Raw genomic sequence first — 19,661 nt, 5'->3', positions numbered from 1 at the left:
AAGGCTTTTGAGGGCTGAAAGAGCTCAGCCCTCGGGAAGTACAGTTCAGGTTACAGCAGGATACGCAGCATGCGGCGCAGCGGTTCAGCCGCACCCCACAGCAACTGGTCACCCACGGTGAACGCAGACAGGTATTCCGGCCCCATATTCAGCTTACGCAGACGGCCGACTGGCGTATTCAGCGTCCCGGTAACCGCAGCCGGCGTCAGTTCACGCATGGTCAGTTCACGGTCGTTAGGGATCACCCGCACCCAATCATTGTGGGTCGCCAGCATCTGCTCGATTTCCGGCAGCGAAACGTCTTTTTTCAGTTTCAGGGTGAATGCCTGGCTATGGCAACGCAACGCGCCAACGCGCACGCACAGGCCATCAACCGGGATCACGCTGCTGCTGTTGAGGATTTTGTTGGTTTCCGCCTGGCCTTTCCACTCTTCGCGGCTCTGGCCGTTATCGAGCTGCTTGTCGATCCATGGGATCAGGCTGCCGGCCAGCGGCACGCCAAAGTTATCGGTTGGCAGTTTGCCGCTGCGGGTGGCCGCAGTGACTTTACGTTCGATGTCCAAAATGGCCGATGCCGGATCCTGCAGCTCTTTCGCCACGTCTGCATGCAGCATGCCCATTTGAGTCAGCAGCTCACGCATGTGACGCGCGCCGCCGCCGGAAGCGGCCTGATAGGTCGCAACGGATGCCCACTCGACCAGGTTGTTGGCGAACAGGCCGCCCAGCGACATCAGCATCAGGCTAACGGTGCAGTTGCCGCCGACAAAGGTCTTGATGCCTTTGTCCAGGCCCTGCTGAATCACGTCGCGGTTGACCGGGTCCAGAATGATAATCGCGTCATCCTGCATGCGCAGAGAAGAAGCGGCATCAATCCAGTAGCCTTGCCAACCGGTTTCACGCAGCTTCGGGTAAATTTCGTTGGTATAATCGCCGCCCTGGCAGGTAATAATGATGTCGAGCGCGCTCAGCGCATCAACATCGTAAGCATCTTGCAGCGTGCCCTGCTGGCCGCCGAATGCCGGCGCCGCAGAACCGTGCTGCGAAGTGGAGAAAAAGACCGGGCGAATGGCGTCGAAATCGCGCTCTTCCGTCATGCGTTGCATGAGTACGGAGCCGACCATTCCGCGCCAACCGATGAAACCAACGTTTTTCATATGACTGTCCTGCCTTGGAGGATGACTGCTATAAGTTGTGTGCACTATCTCTCCACCTTACAAAATGTCAGCGCAGGCGCAAAGTGAATTTATTCGATAGCTGAACGATTCTCAGCAATCCTTCTTATATACCCCGTTGTCTTTCAAGCCATCGGGGATGGGTTAGTGCGTGGGTCGGGATGGCCGACACGTTTTTCAGATGCAGAGGTAATGATGACAGAGATGATTTCCGTCACGGTGTTGCTGTTTTTAATCATGGATCCGCTAGGCAACTTGCCGATTTTCATGTCGGTACTCAAACATCTGGAACCGCGCCGACGCCGGGTGGTGGTGATCCGCGAATTGCTGATCGCCCTGTTGTTAATGCTGATATTCCTGTTCGCCGGCGAGAAAATTCTGGCGTTCCTCAACCTGCGAACCGAAACCGTGTCCATTTCCGGCGGGATTATTTTGTTTCTGATCGCCATCAAAATGATTTTCCCTACGCAGGAGGGCAACAGCAGCGGGCTTTCCGCCGGGGAAGAACCCTTCCTGGTCCCGCTCGCCATCCCACTGGTCGCCGGGCCTTCGATTCTGGCGGCGCTAATGCTGCTCTCGCACCAGTATCCGAACCAGATTTCACATCTGGTTGTGGCGCTGCTGATTGCCTGGGGGATTTCTGCCGCTATTTTGCTGATGTCGGACTTGTTCCTGCGCCTGCTGGGCAGTAAAGGCGTGAGCGCGCTGGAAAGGCTGATGGGGCTGATTCTGGTGATGCTGTCGACCCAGATGTTCCTGGACGGCGTGCGGGCTTACATGAAGCTGTAGTGAATAAACGGGCGCCTGTGCGGCGCCGGCTTAGGGTGGCAGCCCGGATTACTGGGCTGCAACATGCCGAATATAGGCAAGAGTATCGGCGACTACGCCATCCAGCGGCTGATCGATATCAATCGCCTGCACATCCGGCTCCTGCGCGCCCGGCTCTTCCAGGGTGGCAAATTGGGAAACCAGCATCTGCGGCTTGAAGAAATGCCCTTTGCGCTGCTTCAGGCGCTCTTCAATCACCGCCTTGTCACCCTTCAGATAGATGAAATGCAGGTTGCGGTTGCCTTCACGCAGGCGGTCGCGATAGCTTTTTTTCAGCGCCGAGCACACCAGCAGAGAGACGTCATTGGTGCGTTCCATGGCAAAGATAGCGTCATTCAATGCGGCCAACCACGGGGCGCGATCGTTATCGTCCAGCGCATGCCCGGCGGCCATTTTGTTAATGTTGGCGCGCGGGTGCAGGTAGTCTCCGTCCAGCATCGCGGCATGAGCTTCATGGGCAACGGCGCTGGCGACGGCAGACTTTCCGCTGCCTGAAACGCCCATCAAAATAAATACGTGGTGCTGTGGATTACTCATAATGTCATGCCCTTACGGAGTCAGATGTACGTTCTGGCAACGGGATACGCCGCCTGCGCCATCAAATGCGCCTCAAACTCAAAAGAATGTCCGACACCCCCACGGGGTGCCGGATAACCTCGCTATTCCCTTTGCATTTCAAGTGGCAGTCAACGCTGCGCCAACCTGAAAAACGACAGGAATATTAGACCACCGTCGCCAGCAGCAAACACCCTACCAGGCCGCAGACGGAAATGATGGTTTCCAGCACCGACCAGGACTTGATGGTTTCCATGATGCTCAGGTTGAAATACTCCTTGAACAGCCAGAACCCCGGATCGTTGACGTGAGAGAAAATCACGCTGCCTGAACCGACCGCGATCACCATCAGCTCCGGGCTGACGCCGGTAGTGGCGATCAACGGGGCCACGATGCCGCCGGCGGTGATCGCCGCCACGGTAGCGGAACCCAGCGCCAGACGCAGCGCAGCCGCAATCGACCAGGCCATCAGAATAGGTGAGACGTTGCTGCCTTCCATCAGGGCGGCAATGTATTTCTCCACGCCGCTGTCGACCAGTACCTGCTTGAACGCGCCGCCACCGCCGATGATCAACAGCATCATGGCGATAATTTTGATGGAGTCGGTGATGGTACCCATCACTTCATCCATAGTACGGCCGCGGTTCAAGCCAAAGGTGAAGATAGCGATCAGTACCGCAATCAACGTCGCCATCACCGGATCGCCGAAGAACTCGGCAAAGCGCAGCAGGCTATGGCCCTTCGGCAGCACCATTTCCGCTACCGCACGCAGCGCCATCAGGATCACCGGCACCAACGAGGTGGCAACGCTGATGCCAAAGCTTGGCATTTCTTCTTCGGTGAAGATTTTTGGGTTATACAGGCCTTCAGGAACCGGCTTGTCGATGCCTTTCAGGAAGCGGGCATAGACAGGACCGGCCAGGATCACCGTCGGAATGGCCAGCAGCGTGCCGTACAGCAGAGTTTTACCCATATCGGCATGGAAGATGGTGGCGATCGCCGTTGGGCCAGGGTGCGGCGGCAGGAAACCGTGGGTTACCGACAGCGCAGCCGCCATCGGCACGCCGACATACAGCAGCGGCACGCGTGCAGACGCGGCGATACTGAAGACCAGCGGCAGCAGCAGCACGAAGCCAACTTCATAGAACAGCGCAAAACCGACGGTAAAACCGGTCAGTACCACCGCCCATTGAATGTATTTTTGACCGAACTTCTCGATAAGCGTAGTGGCGATGCGCTGGGCGCCGCCGCAGTCCGCCAGCAGCTTGCCCAGCATGGCGCCGAAGCCCATGATCAGCGCCAGGCTGCCCAGGGTGCCGCCCACGCCGGCCTTGATGGAGCCGATCACTTTATCGACTGGCATACCCTGAGCGATACCCACCGCCAGAGCAACCAGAACCAGAGAGATAAAGCCGTTCAGCTTAAAGCGGATCATCAGCAGCAACAGCAGCGCGACGCCGCCTGCAACAATCACTAATGGCATAATTTTTCTCCAACCTTTTTATCGCAGACTCTCTTTACGATAGGCCGTAAAGCGCGCGTTTGTTGTATTTTTAGGCTCTTCCCGGTGTTAGAAGACGAGCTGTAGGTGGTGCTGAGTCAAGGGTTCTATTTCTCCCTGTAGCGACCCTATCGCGCCGCCACAAGGTCATTGACCTCGTTGTTACCGGTATCATGATACCGGTAACAACAGCAGTGTCGGAACCGGGTAACGGGCTAAAATTCGCGTTCTGGGATAGAGATCAAACTTATGGGGGTAACGCGCGGTGGGCTTACAGATGACTAGCAAAACGCGCCGGGCGGCGCGATTTTCAAATTAAAATTGATGAAACAAAGAGTTAAAAGCGATCAGATGCTGCCGCCGGGGATCACGGTAAAACCGACGTCCACCATGCGCGGGCTGACCGTTTCGCCCCGCAAACGCGCCAACAGGCGTTCAGCCCCGATCTGCCCCATACGTTCACGCGGCGTCAGGACGCTCGCCAGTTTTGGCACCATCACCTGACCGATATCGTGGCCGTGAAAACCGGCAATCGCCATATCTTTGGGGATCGACAGCCCTTGGCGCTGGCACTCAAAGGTCGCGCCAATCGCCAGGTCATCGTTGGTGCAGAAAATACTGTCGATCTGCGGATAATCGCGCTGCGCCTGACGCAGCAGTTCGCCACCGGCGGAATAGGACGACGAACGCGCGGTCATGACGCTGTACGGCTCGAGACCGGATTCGCGCATCGCCTGTTCATAGCCCTGTTGCTTGATAATGGTACGTTCATCCTGACGCGCCCCGAAATACACCACGTGGCGATGACCGTGCGCGATGATTTGCTGGGTCATCTGGCGTGCCGCCTCAAAGTTGTTGAACCCCACGGCCAGGTCAATGCACGGTGAAACGCAGTCCATCAGTTCGACAACCGGGATCCCTGCCACCTCAATCATCTTCATGGTGCGCGGCGTATGGTGGCGTTCAGACAGGATCAGCCCATCAATGTTGTAAGACAGCAGCGAGGTCAGGCGCTGTTCTTCGCGCTCCGGCAAATAGCCGTAGTGCGCCAGCATGGTCTGGTAATTGTGCGCATCGGTGACGCTCTCGATGCCGCGCAGCACTTCAGCAAACACCTGGTTGGTCAACGACGGCAGCAATACGCCAATGGCGCGACTGGTGGAGTTGGAAAGGATATCCGGCGCACGGTTGGGAATGTAGCCCAGCTCATCCAGCGCGACGGCAATTTTTTGCTGCAAGATGGCAGAAACCTGCTCGGGATTACGCAGATAACGGCTCACCGTCATCTTGGTAACGCCAACCTTGTCTGCGACATCTTGAAGTACCGGCCGTTTTTTCTTCATTATCAATGAACTGGCTAACCGTGAATGGGCGCTCATTTTAGCAAAAAAAAACCGCTGCCGATATTGTTGGTTATCGGACGTCACAACGCAAAAAGGGCTCACTGTGTGAGCCCTCAGTATTTACCGCTTTATCAGACCGGCGGCAGATCGAACAGCAGAATTTCACTGTCTTCATCGGCATGAATCGACAGCGCAGCTTCATCCCACACCGCGAACGCATCGCTGGTGCCGGCCTGCTGACCATTGACCACTACCTTGCCACGCACCACCTGGATCCACACGCGACGACCGGCTTCAATCGGGCATTCTGCCTGTTCGTCTTGCTTCAATGCCCAGCGGGACAGCGTCATGTCCTGGAACACTTTCAGTGAACCGTCGCGCGCATCCGGCGACAACACCAGTTGGCGGCCCTGTGGCGCATCAAACATGCGTTGCTCATAGCGCGGCTCCAGCCCGACCCGATCGGGAATGATCCAAATCTGGTACAGGTGCAACGGACGATCGTTATTGCCGTTGTACTCGGAGTGACGCACCCCGGTGCCGGCACTCATGATCTGAAACTCACCGGCCTGGATCTGCTCTTTATTGCCCATGCTGTCCTGATGTTCTACCGTGCCGCTCAGCACGTAGGTCAGGATTTCCATGTCTTTATGCGGGTGGGTGCCAAAACCCTGCCCTGCGTCGATCACGTCTTCGTTGATCACCCGCAGCGCCGAGAAGCCCATAAAATCGGCATCGTAATAGTTGGCAAAGGAGAAGGTGTGCCAGCTATCCAGCCAACCATGATTGGCATGACCGCGATCTTCTGCCTTACGTAAATAAATCATATTCAACTCTCCTCAATGTTTTTTTACAGTCTAGTCCTGGCAGCAGAATATGAAAGCGTAAAAAACTCATCCCTCTGTTCAAAAATTTAGATGGAGTTGCAAAGCCATTGGCAGGGAATTTGTTGAAGGCGGGTGAGCTGAAAACAGGCAAAAAAAAAGCCAGCACCCGAGCTGGCTAAGTAATACTTGGAAGCAATGTGAGCAATGTCGTGCCTTCGCAGCGAGGGTATCAAAGGTTGATACTCTCCCCGGAACACATCGCAATAATAATCATTATCATTCGCACCTGTAAAGCGTTTTTTTAACCAATCCGGAATAATATTGACTCGACACAATAAACCGATAAATTCAGAGGTTATTCAACCGGTAAGCCAAAGGAGCAGCGTAATGAGTGAAATCGTAGTTCGTCACGTGGAAACGGCAGATGCACAGGCCCTGCATCAACTCTATTCTCAGCCGAAGGCTTACCGTGACACGCTACATCTTCCGCTACCGTCGGTCGAACTATGGCACAAGCGCCTCGCCAACCTCGAACCGGGCACGCATAGCCTGGTGGCCTGCATCGACGGACAGATTGTCGGTCAGTTGAGCGTGATGCTGAATCAGCGTGTGCGCCGCCGCCACGTGGCGACCTTTGGCATCGGCGTCGATGACCACCACCACGGCAAAGGTGTCGGCAGCAGCCTGATGAAGGCGATGATTGACCTGTGCGACAATTGGGCAGACATCGAACGCATCGAGCTGACGGTATTTACCGATAATCAGGCGGCCATCGCGCTATACCGCAAGTTCGGTTTTGAAATCGAAGGGACCAGCCGCGCTTACGCCATGCGCGACGGCGTACTGGTAGATTCTTACCATATGGCTCGCTTTCGCAGTGAACAGCAGAAAAAATCAGCCTCATGAGTGAGATAAAAAGTGAACCAGGGGCGGCAAACCGCCCCTTCACCGTCAGCCGTCGCACCTTCGTGCAAACGCTGGCCTGCGTAACGGGTGCTATCGGCATCCTCTCTCCCACCACCTTCCTGGGGGCCGCAATGCCAAGTTCTCCCGCCGTTCGAACCGGCACCCGTAACCTGATTACCGACGTGCCCGGCCTGAAGGTCGGGGTCGCTCAGGACAGCCGGGTGCGTACCGGCACCACGGTGATCCTGCCGGATAGCCCGGCGATCGCCGCCGTCGATGTGCGCGGTGGCGGCCCGGCAACCCGCGAAACCGATGCGCTGGGGGAAGACAATCTGGTGCAAACCCTTGATGCACTGGTGCTGAGCGGCGGTTCGGTGTATGGCCTGGCGGCGGCAGATGGCGTCGCAGCCTGGCTGGGGCAACAGGGGCGTGGTTACGCCCTGCGTCCGGCACCGGGCGTACCGGTCTCTCCCATCGTACCCACCGCCTGCCTGTATGATCTAAGCAACGCTGGCGAGAAAAACTGGCAGCTCGACCCACCCTATCGCCAATTGGGGATAGAGGCCGCCGGTAAGGCAGGCCTCGACTTTCCGCTCGGCACCGTGGGTGCCGGCTATGGTGCCATGACCGGCATGGGCAAGCTGAAAGGCGGGCTGGGTTCGGCGTCGATCGTGGCGACCAATGGCGCTACCGTCGGCGCACTGGTGGCGGTCAATAGCCTGGGGTCGGTCGTCGCCCCCGGGACACGTGCCTTCTGGGCGACGCCTTATGAAATCGACGGCGAGTTTGGCAATGGCGGTGCCGCAGCGCTGGCGCAGTTGAATGGCCAGGGCGAAGACTGGATGCCAGAAGAACCGACGGGCGGCAGGAAGAACACCACCCTGGCTTGCATCGCCACCGATCTGGCGTTGACCCGGGTGGAGCTGAAACGCGTGGCGATGATGGCGCAGGACGGCATGGCACGCGCTATCCGCCCGCTACACAGCCCGTTCGACGGCGATGTGGTGTTTGCCTTATCCACCGGGCAGCGTGAGGTGCAAGGCAGCCGAGAGCTGGCGGTGCTGCAGATAGGTGCACTGGCGGCGGACACCCTGGCACGGGCCATCGCCCGTGGTGTCTATGCGGCGACCCCATGGCCCGGCGGACAGGTAACCACCTGGAAAACCCTCGCCTGACGTTGCCAATAAAAAAGGGCGCATCGATGACTCGAGCGCCCCTTGCCGATCGCCTGCGAATTAAATGCCGGCGGTCTCTTTAATATAACGGCGCGCCTTCACCGCATACTCAAACGGGTTGGCCACCGCCGGATCCTGCTCGGCCTCCACCACCATCCACCCTTTGTAACCGCGCTCATCCAGCAGTTTAAACACCGGACGGAAGTCGATCACCCCATCACCCGGCACGGTAAAGGTGCCTTTCTTCACGCCGTCGAGGAAGCTGAGTTTGTTGGCCTTTACCTCGGCCACCACGTCGTCACGCACATCTTTCAGATGCACATGGTTAATACGCGGCAGGTATTTTTCCAGTATCGCCATCATCGCCTGCTGGCTGCCTTCTGAATAGTAAGCATGGCCAGTATCAAACAGCAGGTAGACGTCGTCGTTCACCATGCTCATGTAGCGGTCGATCTCGGCGGTAGTTTGAATGCCGGTACCCATATGGTGGTGCAGACAAACCTGCATGCCCTTGCCGGCAGCAATCTTGGCCAGCTCATTGTAGCCATCGGCCACTCGCTGCCACTCTTCATCGCTGAAATACGGCTTCTCTTCGAACACCCCTTTGGTGGTGCCCTGAATGCTTTTGCTCTGCTCGGAGCAGCCAATCACCTTGGCACCCATCGCATGCAGGAAATTCATATGGTTAATAAATTCATCAATGGTTTTTTCTTTCAGACCATCGGCGAAGAAGGTGCTGAACCAGGCGTTGCAGATTTGAATGCCGCGGATATCCAGCATCGGCTTGAGCACCGCCGGATCGCGCGGATACTTGCTGCCCACTTCGCTGCCGGTAAACCCGGCCAGCGCCATTTCACTGACGCACTGCTGGAAAGTGTTCTCTTTGCCCAGGTCGGGCATGTCGTCGTTGGTCCAGCCAATCGGGGCGATGGCCAGTTTTACGTTGTCTTTATTCATTTTCAGCCTCAATCATAGGAGCAGCACGCCGGTGATTTCACACCCACGCAGCCGAGAAATTTATTTACCCAACAGCTCTTTTTCGATGCGCTCTCGGGTCGCTACCGCCTGAGTTTTCATTCGTTCCGGATAGCCAAACAGCGAGGTGCAGATAATGGATTCGCCGCCCACCTTAAAATTACGATTGGCAAATTCCATATCGCGCAACGTCTGGAACAGGGCATCGAAATCCACTTCCCCTTCGCCGATACCCATATGCTGGTGCACGGCGGCGTCTACACCCGGCGGGTTGACGATATAGCGGCAGTGCTTGGTATGGTTCATGGTGTCGGCGATCAACACGTGCGAGAGATCGTCACCGGCATATTTCAGCATGCCGGCCACGTCGCCCTGACCTTTGTCGTAGTAGAAGGTGTGCGGCACGCTGTAGAGATACTTCACGTGATCGCTGCGTAACGACTTGACGATATCGGCGGTTTCGTTGCTCAGCTCGCAGAAATCCCACGGGTGCGATTGGATTTCCATGCGGATGCCTTCGCGCTCGATAATCGGCAGCAGCTCCTCCATTGAGCGGTACCACAGTTCTTCACAGATCTCCGGCTCATTGGGGTTACCCGCCAGCTCGGTATTGATCACCTGCACGCCCATTTCCACTGCGATTTCAATCATCCGGCGCCAGTTTTTGACCGCCGCCTGGCGGCGATCTTCGCCCGGACCGGACCAGCGATACACCACGATAAACGAGGAAATCTCCACGCCGGTGGCCTTCAGCGCATTTTTGTATTCCGCCATCACTTCGCGCCCGGCTTTCGGATGCTTGTAGAACGGATTGATCTGCGGGTGTGGCGACTGCTCAATATACTGATAGCCCCAGTCCGCCACCTGCTCAACCATTTTAGTGATGCCAAGGTCCCTGATGACATCCACATCAAAAGCGATCTTCATGGTCATTCCTCTTTAAACGTAAGTGCGGCGCTCAACCCATCAGTTGCCGTAAAAAGCCGGCCGCGGCGGCAAGGTCACCGGCACAATTTCACCGCTGAGTTGCGCGGCCACGCAGGCGTCGGCAGTGACAGAAGCGGCATAACCATCCCAGGCGGAAGGCCCGGTCAGCTTGCCGGCCAAGACGTCATTGATAAAGCCTTGCAGCTCGACGTCATAAGCATCGATAAAGCGGTCTTTCCAGTCGGTCAGAATTTCGGTAGACAGTCGGGCGCCGCTGCGCATCTGCACCGAAGACGGCTCTGGCAGCTTGGCAATGCCGGTTTCACCCACCACCTCACACTGGATGTCATAGCCGTATTGGCAGTTAACGAAAATTTCGACGTCGATGCGCGTGCCTTTGGCGGTTTCGAACAGCACAATTTGCGGATCTTTCAGGTGCGGGAACGCCTTGGGGCTTTTACGCGGGAACACGACCTGCACCGAGACATAGTCGTCATCCAGCAGCCAGCGCAGCACGTCAATCTCGTGGATCAGGGTGTCGGTGATCGCCATATCCGTGGTGTAAGCTTCGCCGACGGTCGGGTTGCGGTGTGCGCAGTGCAGCATCAGCGGTTCGCCAATTTGCCCGCTGGTCAGCACCTGTTTTAACGCGCGGTAACCCTGATCGTAAGGGCGCATAAAGCCCACTTGCACCAGACGTTTACCGTGTTTCGCTTCGGCCTCGACGATGTTTTTGCAGCCCTGAGCGGTGACCGCCAGCGGCTTTTCACAGAATACCGGCTTACCGGCGGCAATCGCGGCCAACACAAACTCTTCGTGACTCGGGCCCCAGGAAGTGACCAGCACCGCCTGCACGTCCGCCGCATTGACCAGATCGTGGCCGTTGTCATACACCTTGGCGTCCAGCTTCAGGTCGCTCACCACCTTGGCGGCGCTGTCGCGATTGATGTCGTTGACCGCCACGATACGGCTGCCCTGCAACACTTTGCTGCAGCGGCGAATGTGATCCCGACCGATTGCACCGGTGCCAATAACCCCAATGTTCAATGTCATTTTCGTTATCCTCTTCAAATAGTTGCGGCAGACGCAAGGTCTGGGTAATCAAACGGGATCCTGATCAGTAGTCGCGGGCCTTATCGATGTTTTCCTGCAGCTTGCGGGCCACGGCGACGATTTTTTCGCTGTCGGCAACCTGGGCACCGCCCACGCGCCACCAGCTGAGATATTTGTGCACCATGGTTTTTGGCAGCACCTTGATGTCCAGCAGGGTCGACACGGTTTGCCGACGGGCATCGGCCAGCGCTTCGATCAGCTGCTGCTCGGTGGTCACGCTGTAGGTCTTGCAACCGTAGGCCGCAGCCAGCATGGCAAAGTTGACCGGCACCAAATTGCCGTCGAGCTTGCCGCCCTGCGGGTCGCGGAAGCGGAACTCGGTGGTGTAGCTGTCCATGCCGTGTTCCATCTGCAGGTTGTTGATGCAGCCGTTGGTCATGTTGTCGAGCAGCACCACGTTGATTTTGCAGCCTTCCTGAATCGAGGTGACCAGTTCGGAATGCAGCATCATAAAGGCGCCGTCGCCAACCATCGCATACACCTCGCGGTTCGGCTCAGCCAGCTTGACCCCCAGCGCGGCATTGACCTCATAGCCCATACAGGAGTAGCCATATTCCACGTGATAACCCTGCTCGCCGTGGTTGTGCCACACCCGTTGCAAATCACCCGGCAGGCTGCCCGCGGCGGCGACGATCACGCTGTCCTGCGGCAGATGCTGGTTCAGCACCCCCAGCACCCGGCTTTGGGTTAACAAGGAGTCGGTCTTTTCGATAAATTCGGCAAACACGCGGTCACGATCGAGGTGATCGTCAATTTCAGGAACAAAACCTTCTCCGGTGTATTCCACCGCATAAACCCGGGCGGTTTCCTGCTGTTGCGCGCTGCGTGCGTCGGCAATGGCATTACCCCAGCCGGCGCGATAATCTGCCTGTGCCAGCCGTTCGTTCAGTGCGGACAGCGCTTCGCGGGCATCGGCCAACACCTGCACGCCGTCGAGCTTGCCGGCGTCAAAAGCGCTGACGTTAATATTGAGGAAATCGACGTCCGGATCCTGGAACAGCCATTTTGACGAAGTGGTGAAGTCGGTATAACGGGTGCCCACGCCAATCACCAGATCGGCCTGACGGGCCAGCGTATTCGCCGCCAGACAGCCGGTTTCACCGATGCCCCCCAGGTTGAATTCATGGCTGCTAGGCACCGTGCCTTTGCCCGCCTGAGTTTCGGCAAACGGGATGTGGAAACGCTCGGCGAAGTCACGCAGTGCCTGGCCGGCCTGCGAGTATTTCACCCCGCCACCGCACACCAGCAGCGGGCGACGTTTAGCGGTCAGCAGCGCCAACGCATCCTCCAGCATGCCTGCAGTCGCCGGGCGGCGATCGAGCCGATGCACACGCTTTTGGAAGAAATAGTCCGGGTAGTCATAGGCTTCGCCCTGCACGTCCTGCGGCAGGCACAGCGTCACCGCGCCGGTTTCCGCCGGATCGGTCAGCACGCGCATCGCATTGATGCAGGCGCTCATCAGCTGTTCAGGGCGCACTATGCGGTCCCAGTACTTGCTCACCGCACGGAAGGCGTCATTGGTGCTGATGCTGAGATCGTAAGACTGTTCAATCTGTTGCAGCACCGGGTCCGGCTGGCGTGAGGCGTAAACATCGCCCGGCAGCAGCAATAAAGGAATGCGGTTGGCGGTGGCGGTCGCGGCGGCGGTGATCATATTGGCGGCGCCGGGCCCGACGGAAGAGGTGCAGGCATAGATCTGCTGACGCAGCTTCTGCTTGGCGAAGCCGGTCGCTGCGTGGGCCATACCCTGCTCGTTACGCCCCTGATGCACCACCAGCTCACCGCTGTCCTGCTCCAGCGCCTGCCCCAGACCGAGGACGTTGCCGTGGCCGAAAATCGCAAAGATGCCTTTGACGAATTTGGTTTCCACGCCGTCGACCAACAGGTACTGGTTGTCGAGGAACCTGACGAGTGCCTGTGCCATGGTTAACCGGATCTTGCCCATTTACTCACCCTTTTAGATTAGTCTCGCCCGCGCCGGCACCAGCTGCATGCCGAACCAGATAAGCTGTGTGATACTCGCCGTCAGCAAGCGCTGTGTCCTGCTTAAGCCGACAACCTGAAACGTGTTGGGATTATAAACAAATATATTTTTCATAAAATCACATTACAGAAGAAACATTTCATTTTGCGATAAAGATCCCATAATGATGAAAACCCCGTTTCATCCATGCCTTTAGAATTCACTGACTTAGCCACCCTTTCACCCGTTGAGGCGTCCACCCAACACCGCCTGAACTCACAGCAACCCTTGGCACCATCAGCCTGTGACACCAAGGATATCCTTGCCGACCCTCGGCGTTTTCACCTCAGGGCGGGCGGGGTTTTCGATGCCCTTTACCGTTGTAGCAACGGGGTTTTAAATGCATCACATTTTTGGGGTGTAAATTTCATTCAATCTTGAAATTGAAATTTTTATTCCTCATACTCCAAAAATGCTTCGCAGTCGGGGTTTCGCTTAATACAGAAGGAAACGGGTATGGCTACACAAGAAAAACAGCTTGATGTCATTTGTCTCGGGCGTATCGCCGTCGATTTCTATGCACAGCAAATCGGTGCACGCCTGGAAGATGCCAGCACATTCTCAAAATATCTCGGCGGCTCTTCCGGCAATGTGGCTTACGGCACGGCCATTCAGGGTCTGAAGTCCGGCATGCTGGCCCGCGTCGGCGACGAACATATGGGCCGTTTCCTGCGCGAAGAACTGCAGCGCGTTGGGGCCGACACCCAAAGCCTGATTACCGACCCCCAGCGCCTGACCGGCCTGGTGATCCTCGGCATTAAAGATCAGGAAACCTTCCCGCTGATTTTCTACCGCGAAAACTGCGCCGATATGGCGTTGACGCCGGACGATATCGACGAGGCCTACATTGCATCGTCGCGGGCATTGGCCATCACCGGCACCCACCTGTCGCATCCGAACACCCGCGCGGCAGTGTTGAAGGCGCTGGAATACGCCAGACGCCACGGTCTGCGCACCGCGTTGGATATCGATTATCGGCCGGTGCTGTGGGGCCTGACATCGCTGGGCGACGGTGAAACCCGTTTCGTCGAGTCAGAAAAAGTGACCCGCGAACTGCAAGAAGTGCTGCATCACTTTGATCTGATCGTCGGCACCGAAGAAGAGTTTCATATTGCCGGCGGCAGCACCGATACCCTGACCGCGTTGAAAAACGTGCGCAAGGCGACCCAGGCCACGCTGGTTTGCAAACGCGGCGCCCAGGGCTGTTCGGTATTTGAAGCGGAGATCCCGACAAGCTGGCAGCAGGTCAAACTGCACTCCGGCGTAAGGGTTGAGGTACTGAACGTACTGGGTGCGGGCGATGCCTTTATGTCCGGCCTGCTGCGCGGTTACCTGAACGATGAAGGTTGGGATCAGGCCTGCCGCTATGCCAATGCCTGCGGCGCACTGGTGGTTTCGCGTCACGGCTGTGCGCCGGCGATGCCGACCAAGCAGGAACTGGATGACTACCTGCAGCGCGAGCAGGAAGTGAAACGTCCGGATCGCGATGCGCGGCTTAACCATCTGCACCGGGTCACTACCCGCAAACAGCAGTGGCCGGAGCTGTGCGTGTTCGCTTTCGACCACCGCAAACAGTTGGCGGACATGGCGCGAGAAGCCAACGTCAGCGAGGAACGCATTCCCAAACTGAAAACCCTGCTGCTGACCGCGGCGCAACAGGCCGCCGAGGTTGCCGGGTTGCAGGGCAACAGCGGCATTCTGGCCGATACCACCTATGGGCAGGCGGCGCTGAACAGCATCACCGGCCAGGGCTGGTGGATTGGCCGACCGATCGAGCTGCCCAGTTCACGCCCGCTACGACTGGAGCACGGCAATATTGGCTCGCAGCTGATCGACTGGCCGCAGGAGCACGTGGTGAAGTGCCTGGTGTTTTACCATCCGCATGACGCCGCCGAGCTGCGTCGCGAGCAGGATGAACTGATTGGCGACGTGTATCGCGGTTGCTGCAAGTCCGGCCACGAACTGTTGCTGGAGGTGATCCTGCCGGAAAGCAACGCCGACAAGGCCGAAAGCTACTATCTGGAGATGTTGCAATATTTTTACACGCTGGGCATCAAGCCCGACTGGTGGAAATTGCCGCCGCTGAGCGCAGAAAATTGGCAGCGGGTGGGGGCTTTGATAGAGGCGAACGATCCATTCTGCCGTGGCGTATTGATACTGGGGCTGGACTCACCGGAAGAAACGCTGAAGGCCGGTTTCGCCGCGGCGGCAGACGCCCGTTGGGTAAAAGGTTTTGCCGTCGGCCGCACCATCTTCGGCCAGCCTTCACGCCGCTGGTTGCAGGGCGAACTGGATGACGCCGGCTTAATCGAGCAGGTGAAACAAAAATACCTGACGCTGATTGGCTTCTGGCGCCAATACCGCCCAACCTCTCACTCGTCTTAATCGACAAACCCTCCCCTTAAACGATTTTCGCCGCTTTAAGGGGATTTTTTTGCCGGTTTTCTGTGAAGTAACGCAACTTGCAATCGAATAAATCGCTTTTTGGTGAAATGAAACTTCCGCTCCATCTGTTAGAATGAGCTGTCAATAATTCAGGCGTCAGGCCAATACGCCTTAGCCCACACTGCGAGCCGAATGGATGAACAACCCAACTCAACTTTCGCTGTTACAGGACGAGATCCGCCACCGTTATGAAACGCTGAGCAAGCGTTTGAAACAGGTGGCGCGTTACATTTTGGATAACAGTAACAGCATTGCTTTCGATACCGTCGCCTCCATCGCCGCACAGGCCAGCGTCCCGCCGTCGACCCTGATCCGCTTTGCCAACGCGTTTGGCTTCAGCGGTTTCAACGAAATGAAACAGGTTTTTCGCCAGCACCTGATGGAAGAAACGGTCAACTATACCGAGCGGGCCCGCCTGTTTCGCCAGACCTCTACCGACGATAACGTTGCGCCGGAAAAGCCGGCGGAAATTCTTAACGTTTTCACCATGGTCAATGCTCAGGCCCTGCAACAGCTGGCGATGCAAACCAGCCCCGAGCAGTTGGATCGCGCAGTTGAGTTGCTGAACAACGCCGAAAATATCTACGTGATCGGTTTGCGTCGTTCATTCAGCGTCGCCTCGTACCTCACCTATGCCTTGCGTCACCTGGAGCGCCGGGCCTTTCTGATCGACGGTTTGGGCGGCATGTTTACCGAGCAACTCAGCATGGTGAAACCCAATGACGTCGTGATCGCCATCAGCTATTCGCCGTATGCGCAGGAAGCGTTGGAACTGGTGGAGTTGGGCGCCAAGCGTGGCGCACAGCAGATTGCCATTACCGACAGCCAGGTCAGCCCGCTGGCCGCCTTCAGCGACGTGTGCTTTGTGGTGCGCGAAGCGCAGGTGGACGGTTTCCGCTCCCAGGTCGCCTCTATGTGTCTGGCGCAAACCCTGGCGGTATCGCTGGCGCTGAATAACGCCAAAGAAGAGTAATACTTGCAGGATCAACAAGGCCCGGCTAGCCGGGCCTGATGCGAATTATTTCGCCGCTGGGTATCCGTCGCTATTAATCCAGGCGTGGTCTTTTTCCCAGGTGAATTTCCACAGGCGCACCGGCCCGGCCATCACGTTGAGATAGTAGTTGTCGTAACCGGCCAGCGTTGCCACCGGGTGGTAGCCGCGCGGCACCTTGACCACGTCGCGGTTATAGACCGCCATGCACTCGTCCAGCGACCTGTCGTCGGTATAGACCCGTTGCATGCAAAAGCCCTGTTCCGGCTGGATCCGGTGATAGTAAGTCTCTTCCAGATAGGTTTCATCCGGCGAATCTTCCTGATCGTGTTTGTGGCTAGGGTAAGAGCTGGTATTGCCCTCATCCGTGTACACTTCCACCACCAACAGGCTGTCGGCCGGCGCGCTGTCCGGCAAGATATTGTGTACCAGACGCTGGTTGCGCCCTTTACCGCGCCGCTCTACGCCCACGTCTGCCGGGGTGATCAGCCGCGATGGCAGGTGCCCGTGGCTCGGCGCGCTGCAAACCGCCAACTCCAACGCACTTTCCGCGCGCACTTCAATTCGATCGTGATGCGGCACATACACCGCATAAGGCGGGGTGCGCTCAAACGGGCTCATCCGTTTACCGATGCTCGGGTATTCCGCTCGCAGGGTAGCGACAGAAGCGATACCGGCGACCAGCACCAGGCACAGTTCTTTGTCGCCGCTTTCCAACTGCAGCGACTGACCGGCTTCGAGACGATAGACGTCAAACCCGACAAAGCGCCAGTCGGCATTCTCCGGGGTGACGTGCTGGATGCGCCCCTCGGCATTTGGCTGCTGACATTTGGCGAGCAATGAAGACATGGTAATTCTCCCAATTAAGTATGAATAGACCCCAAATAATTGGCGTTGCATCATCGTAGGGGCGCTGCATGCAGCGCCCGCATAATCGGGGCGAATTTATTCGCCCCCTACCGGGTGACTGGGCCAAATACACGCAGCCAACACAGATGCGGCTTGAAAGACGACGGGTATAGTGCCTTAACCCAGCGTCGGCATACTGTATTCAGACACCGTTTGCTGCCCGGTTGGCCAGCGGGCGGTGGCGGTTTTCATCCGGGTGTAGAAACGCACGCCGTCGGTACCGTGAACGTTTAATGCACCGAACACCGAGCGCTTCCAGCCACCAAAGCTGTGGAACGCCATCGGGACAGGCACCGGGACGTTGACCCCCACCATGCCGGCCTGCACTTCCTGCACGAACTGGCGCGCATAGTGACCGTTACTGGTAAAGATAGCGCTGCCGTTACCAAATTCATGGCTATTCACCGTATCGATGGCGGTCTGGTAGTCCGGCACGCGGACAATGCCCAACACCGGCCCGAAGATCTCTTCACGATAGATACGCATTTCCGGCGTAACGTGGTCAAACAGGGTACCGCCAACGTAGTAGCCGTCCGGGTAACCCGCCACTTGATAGTTGCGGCCATCGGCCACCAGGGTAGCGCCCTCTTCCACGCCCAGATCGATATAACCCAGGACTTTCTTCTGATGCGCCGAGGATACCAGCGGCCCCATCTCGTTTTCTTCGCCACCCTGTTTAAGCCCTGGACCAACGCGCAGCTGAGCGATCAGCGGCTTCAGTCTGGCAATCAGTTTATCGGCCGTGTCGTCGCCGACGACCACCGCCACCGGCAACGCCATGCAACGCTCGCCGGCCGAGCCGAATGCGCCGCCCATCAGGGCATTGACCGTCGCGTCCAGATCGGCGTCAGGCATGATGATGGCCTGGTTTTTCGCCGCGCCGAAGGCCTGCACCCGCTTGCCGTGGGCACTGGCGGTAGTATAGATATGTTCAGCCACCGCAGAGGAGCCGACAAAGCTCACCGCCTGAATGTGGGGATCGGTGCACAGCTGCGCGGCTTCTTCGTTTGCGCAATGCACCACGTTGAATACGCCGTCCGGCAGCCCGGCTTCTTTCAGCAGTTCGGCCATGCGAACCGAGGCCGAAGGCACCAGCGCCGGGGGCTTGAGCACAAAGGTATTGCCGCAGGCCAGCGCGATAGGGAACATCCACATCGGCACCATCGCCGGGAAGTTGAAGGGGGTGATACCCGCGACCACGCCCAATGGCTGCATCAGCGAGAAGCTGTCAACGCCGCTGCCGACGTCCGCAGAATATTCGCCCTTGATCAGATGTGGAATGCCGCAGGCAAATTCCACCACTTCGATGCCGCGGGTCAGTTCGCCCAGCGCATCGGAATACACCTTGCCATGCTCGCTGACAATCAGCGCCGCCAGCTCGTCGCGATGCTGTTCCAGCAGCGCCTTAAAATTGAACATGATGCGCGCACGGCGCAGCGGTGTGGTGCGCGACCAGTCGGCAAATGCCTGGTGGGCCACGTCAATGGCCTGCTTCACCTCGGCGGCAGTGCTCTGCGTCACGCGGCGTTCAACCTGCCCGGAAGCCGGATTATGCACGTCGACGGTTTGATTGCTGCTGCTCAGGCACACCTGCCCGCCAATAAAGTTACCCACGGTTTTCATGTCTCACCCTCTTTTAAGTCCGCTGTCGCCTGACCGTCTGCGGCCGTAGCGTTTTCATCACACCGCTTGCCGGAGACTGCCCGCAAGCAGGCTAAATCCTGACCGGATGAAGCAAACTCTATTTCATTGAAAAAAAAGTTTCAAATAAATTATTTTAGAAAATTTGTTTTTAGTGCGGAAGGTCGCAGTTTTGCCACGTCACCGTGCAAGGCCATTACATGAAGGAAAAAAAGCGGTCCCTGTGTTCACGCGCCAACGGCAGGGAATTAGCCCTGACTTTTATACAGAAACAGGCAGCCCACGGGGAAAGACGACCCGGCTAGACGCTAAAGGATCGCGCGGTAACGC

The 19,661-nt window shown here is 57.4% G+C and carries 16 protein-coding genes; 5 read left to right on the top strand and 11 right to left on the bottom strand.

Going from position 1 to position 19,661, the window contains the following annotated elements:
• Positions 1–50: 50 nt before the first annotated feature.
• Positions 51–1,154 (bottom strand): aspartate-semialdehyde dehydrogenase, encoded by a 1,104-nt coding sequence (gene asd, locus ACMGG1_RS00495; protein ID WP_020837386.1) that lies wholly within the window; start codon positions 1,152–1,154, stop codon positions 51–53.
• 213 nt (positions 1,155–1,367) lie between these two features.
• Here asd and ACMGG1_RS00490 point away from each other — a divergent pair, with 213 nt between their 5' ends.
• Complete coding sequence (locus ACMGG1_RS00490) at positions 1,368–1,961, top strand: YhgN family NAAT transporter (protein ID WP_041415736.1); 594 nt, start codon at positions 1,368–1,370, stop codon at positions 1,959–1,961.
• Between the two features lie 48 nt (positions 1,962–2,009).
• Here ACMGG1_RS00490 and gntK read toward each other — a convergent pair whose 3' ends face one another.
• From gntK to ACMGG1_RS00470, 4 genes are all read right to left on the bottom strand, one after another.
• The gene (gene gntK / locus ACMGG1_RS00485) at positions 2,010–2,537 is read right to left on the bottom strand and encodes a gluconokinase (RefSeq protein ID WP_020837388.1); all 528 of its coding nucleotides are present in this window, start codon (positions 2,535–2,537) and stop codon (positions 2,010–2,012) included.
• A 184-nt stretch (positions 2,538–2,721) separates the two neighbouring features.
• Entirely contained in the window at positions 2,722–4,038 is a 1,317-nt protein-coding gene (gene gntT / locus ACMGG1_RS00480; protein WP_046372451.1) for a gluconate transporter, read from the bottom strand.
• A gap of 365 nt (positions 4,039–4,403) precedes the next feature.
• The gene (gene gntR / locus ACMGG1_RS00475; protein WP_020837390.1) at positions 4,404–5,399 is read right to left on the bottom strand and encodes a gluconate operon transcriptional repressor GntR; all 996 of its coding nucleotides are present in this window, start codon (positions 5,397–5,399) and stop codon (positions 4,404–4,406) included.
• Positions 5,400–5,530: 131 nt separating this feature from the next.
• On the bottom strand, positions 5,531–6,226 hold the full coding sequence (locus ACMGG1_RS00470) for a pirin family protein (RefSeq protein ID WP_122080406.1): 696 nt from the start codon (positions 6,224–6,226) through the stop codon (positions 5,531–5,533).
• A 387-nt stretch (positions 6,227–6,613) separates the two neighbouring features.
• On the opposite strand from ACMGG1_RS00470, the gene ACMGG1_RS00465 reads away from it, so the two are divergent.
• Entirely contained in the window at positions 6,614–7,132 is a 519-nt protein-coding gene (locus tag ACMGG1_RS00465) for a GNAT family N-acetyltransferase (protein ID WP_046372450.1), read from the top strand.
• A complete protein-coding gene (locus tag ACMGG1_RS00460; protein ID WP_414161092.1) occupies positions 7,129–8,307 on the top strand; it encodes a P1 family peptidase in 1,179 nt (392 codons plus the stop codon). Before ACMGG1_RS00465 ends, ACMGG1_RS00460 begins: the two co-directional genes overlap by 4 nt.
• Positions 8,308–8,367: 60 nt before the next feature.
• On the opposite strand, the gene iolE is transcribed toward ACMGG1_RS00460, so the two are convergent.
• The 4 genes from iolE to iolD all read right to left on the bottom strand — a co-directional run bounded on the left by iolE (position 8,368) and on the right by iolD (position 13,267).
• Positions 8,368–9,264 carry a myo-inosose-2 dehydratase gene (iolE, locus tag ACMGG1_RS00455; protein WP_217331877.1) on the bottom strand — a complete coding sequence of 299 codons (897 nt, stop codon included), beginning with the start codon at positions 9,262–9,264 and terminating at the stop codon, positions 8,368–8,370.
• Between the two features lie 60 nt (positions 9,265–9,324).
• Entirely contained in the window at positions 9,325–10,209 is an 885-nt protein-coding gene (locus ACMGG1_RS00450; protein ID WP_044554812.1) for a sugar phosphate isomerase/epimerase family protein, read from the bottom strand.
• 39 nt (positions 10,210–10,248) lie between these two features.
• Positions 10,249–11,262 carry a Gfo/Idh/MocA family protein gene (locus tag ACMGG1_RS00445; protein ID WP_046372447.1) on the bottom strand — a complete coding sequence of 338 codons (1,014 nt, stop codon included), beginning with the start codon at positions 11,260–11,262 and terminating at the stop codon, positions 10,249–10,251.
• A 64-nt stretch (positions 11,263–11,326) separates the two neighbouring features.
• On the bottom strand, positions 11,327–13,267 hold the full coding sequence (gene iolD / locus ACMGG1_RS00440; RefSeq protein WP_217331876.1) for a 3D-(3,5/4)-trihydroxycyclohexane-1,2-dione acylhydrolase (decyclizing): 1,941 nt from the start codon (positions 13,265–13,267) through the stop codon (positions 11,327–11,329).
• A gap of 534 nt (positions 13,268–13,801) precedes the next feature.
• Between iolD and ACMGG1_RS00435 the strand changes: the two genes are divergently transcribed.
• Entirely contained in the window at positions 13,802–15,730 is a 1,929-nt protein-coding gene (locus tag ACMGG1_RS00435; protein WP_020837399.1) for a bifunctional 5-dehydro-2-deoxygluconokinase/5-dehydro-2-deoxyphosphogluconate aldolase, read from the top strand.
• A gap of 196 nt (positions 15,731–15,926) precedes the next feature.
• A complete protein-coding gene (locus ACMGG1_RS00430; protein WP_020837400.1) occupies positions 15,927–16,763 on the top strand; it encodes a MurR/RpiR family transcriptional regulator in 837 nt (278 codons plus the stop codon).
• Positions 16,764–16,808: 45 nt separating this feature from the next.
• Here ACMGG1_RS00430 and iolB read toward each other — a convergent pair whose 3' ends face one another.
• The gene (iolB, locus tag ACMGG1_RS00425; protein ID WP_044554816.1) at positions 16,809–17,630 is read right to left on the bottom strand and encodes a 5-deoxy-glucuronate isomerase; all 822 of its coding nucleotides are present in this window, start codon (positions 17,628–17,630) and stop codon (positions 16,809–16,811) included.
• 177 nt (positions 17,631–17,807) lie between these two features.
• Positions 17,808–19,313, bottom strand: coding sequence for a CoA-acylating methylmalonate-semialdehyde dehydrogenase (locus ACMGG1_RS00420; RefSeq protein ID WP_020837402.1), 1,506 nt, complete (start codon positions 19,311–19,313; stop codon positions 17,808–17,810).
• Positions 19,314–19,661 lie beyond the last annotated feature (348 nt).

Source organism: Serratia sp. BNK-12, assembly GCF_047456085.1.
GTDB lineage: Bacteria > Pseudomonadota > Gammaproteobacteria > Enterobacterales > Enterobacteriaceae > Serratia > Serratia liquefaciens.
This window is presented reverse-complemented; position numbering and strand designations above follow the sequence as displayed.

Coding starts and splice junctions, on each gene's coding strand:
- ACMGG1_RS00460 (WP_414161092.1), top strand. CDS start 7,129: ATGAGTGAGATAAAAAGTGAACCAGGGGCGGCAAACCGCCCCTTCACC.
- ACMGG1_RS00420 (WP_020837402.1), bottom strand. CDS start 19,313: ATGAAAACCGTGGGTAACTTTATTGGCGGGCAGGTGTGCCTGAGCAGC.
- ACMGG1_RS00470 (WP_122080406.1), bottom strand. CDS start 6,226: ATGATTTATTTACGTAAGGCAGAAGATCGCGGTCATGCCAATCATGGT.
- iolE (WP_217331877.1), bottom strand. CDS start 9,264: ATGAATAAAGACAACGTAAAACTGGCCATCGCCCCGATTGGCTGGACC.
- ACMGG1_RS00445 (WP_046372447.1), bottom strand. CDS start 11,262: ATGACATTGAACATTGGGGTTATTGGCACCGGTGCAATCGGTCGGGAT.
- ACMGG1_RS00465 (WP_046372450.1), top strand. CDS start 6,614: ATGAGTGAAATCGTAGTTCGTCACGTGGAAACGGCAGATGCACAGGCC.
- ACMGG1_RS00430 (WP_020837400.1), top strand. CDS start 15,927: ATGAACAACCCAACTCAACTTTCGCTGTTACAGGACGAGATCCGCCAC.
- gntT (WP_046372451.1), bottom strand. CDS start 4,038: ATGCCATTAGTGATTGTTGCAGGCGGCGTCGCGCTGCTGTTGCTGCTG.
- gntK (WP_020837388.1), bottom strand. CDS start 2,537: ATGAGTAATCCACAGCACCACGTATTTATTTTGATGGGCGTTTCAGGC.
- iolB (WP_044554816.1), bottom strand. CDS start 17,630: ATGTCTTCATTGCTCGCCAAATGTCAGCAGCCAAATGCCGAGGGGCGC.
- ACMGG1_RS00490 (WP_041415736.1), top strand. CDS start 1,368: ATGACAGAGATGATTTCCGTCACGGTGTTGCTGTTTTTAATCATGGAT.
- ACMGG1_RS00450 (WP_044554812.1), bottom strand. CDS start 10,209: ATGAAGATCGCTTTTGATGTGGATGTCATCAGGGACCTTGGCATCACT.
- ACMGG1_RS00435 (WP_020837399.1), top strand. CDS start 13,802: ATGGCTACACAAGAAAAACAGCTTGATGTCATTTGTCTCGGGCGTATC.
- asd (WP_020837386.1), bottom strand. CDS start 1,154: ATGAAAAACGTTGGTTTCATCGGTTGGCGCGGAATGGTCGGCTCCGTA.
- gntR (WP_020837390.1), bottom strand. CDS start 5,399: ATGAAGAAAAAACGGCCGGTACTTCAAGATGTCGCAGACAAGGTTGGC.
- iolD (WP_217331876.1), bottom strand. CDS start 13,267: ATGGGCAAGATCCGGTTAACCATGGCACAGGCACTCGTCAGGTTCCTC.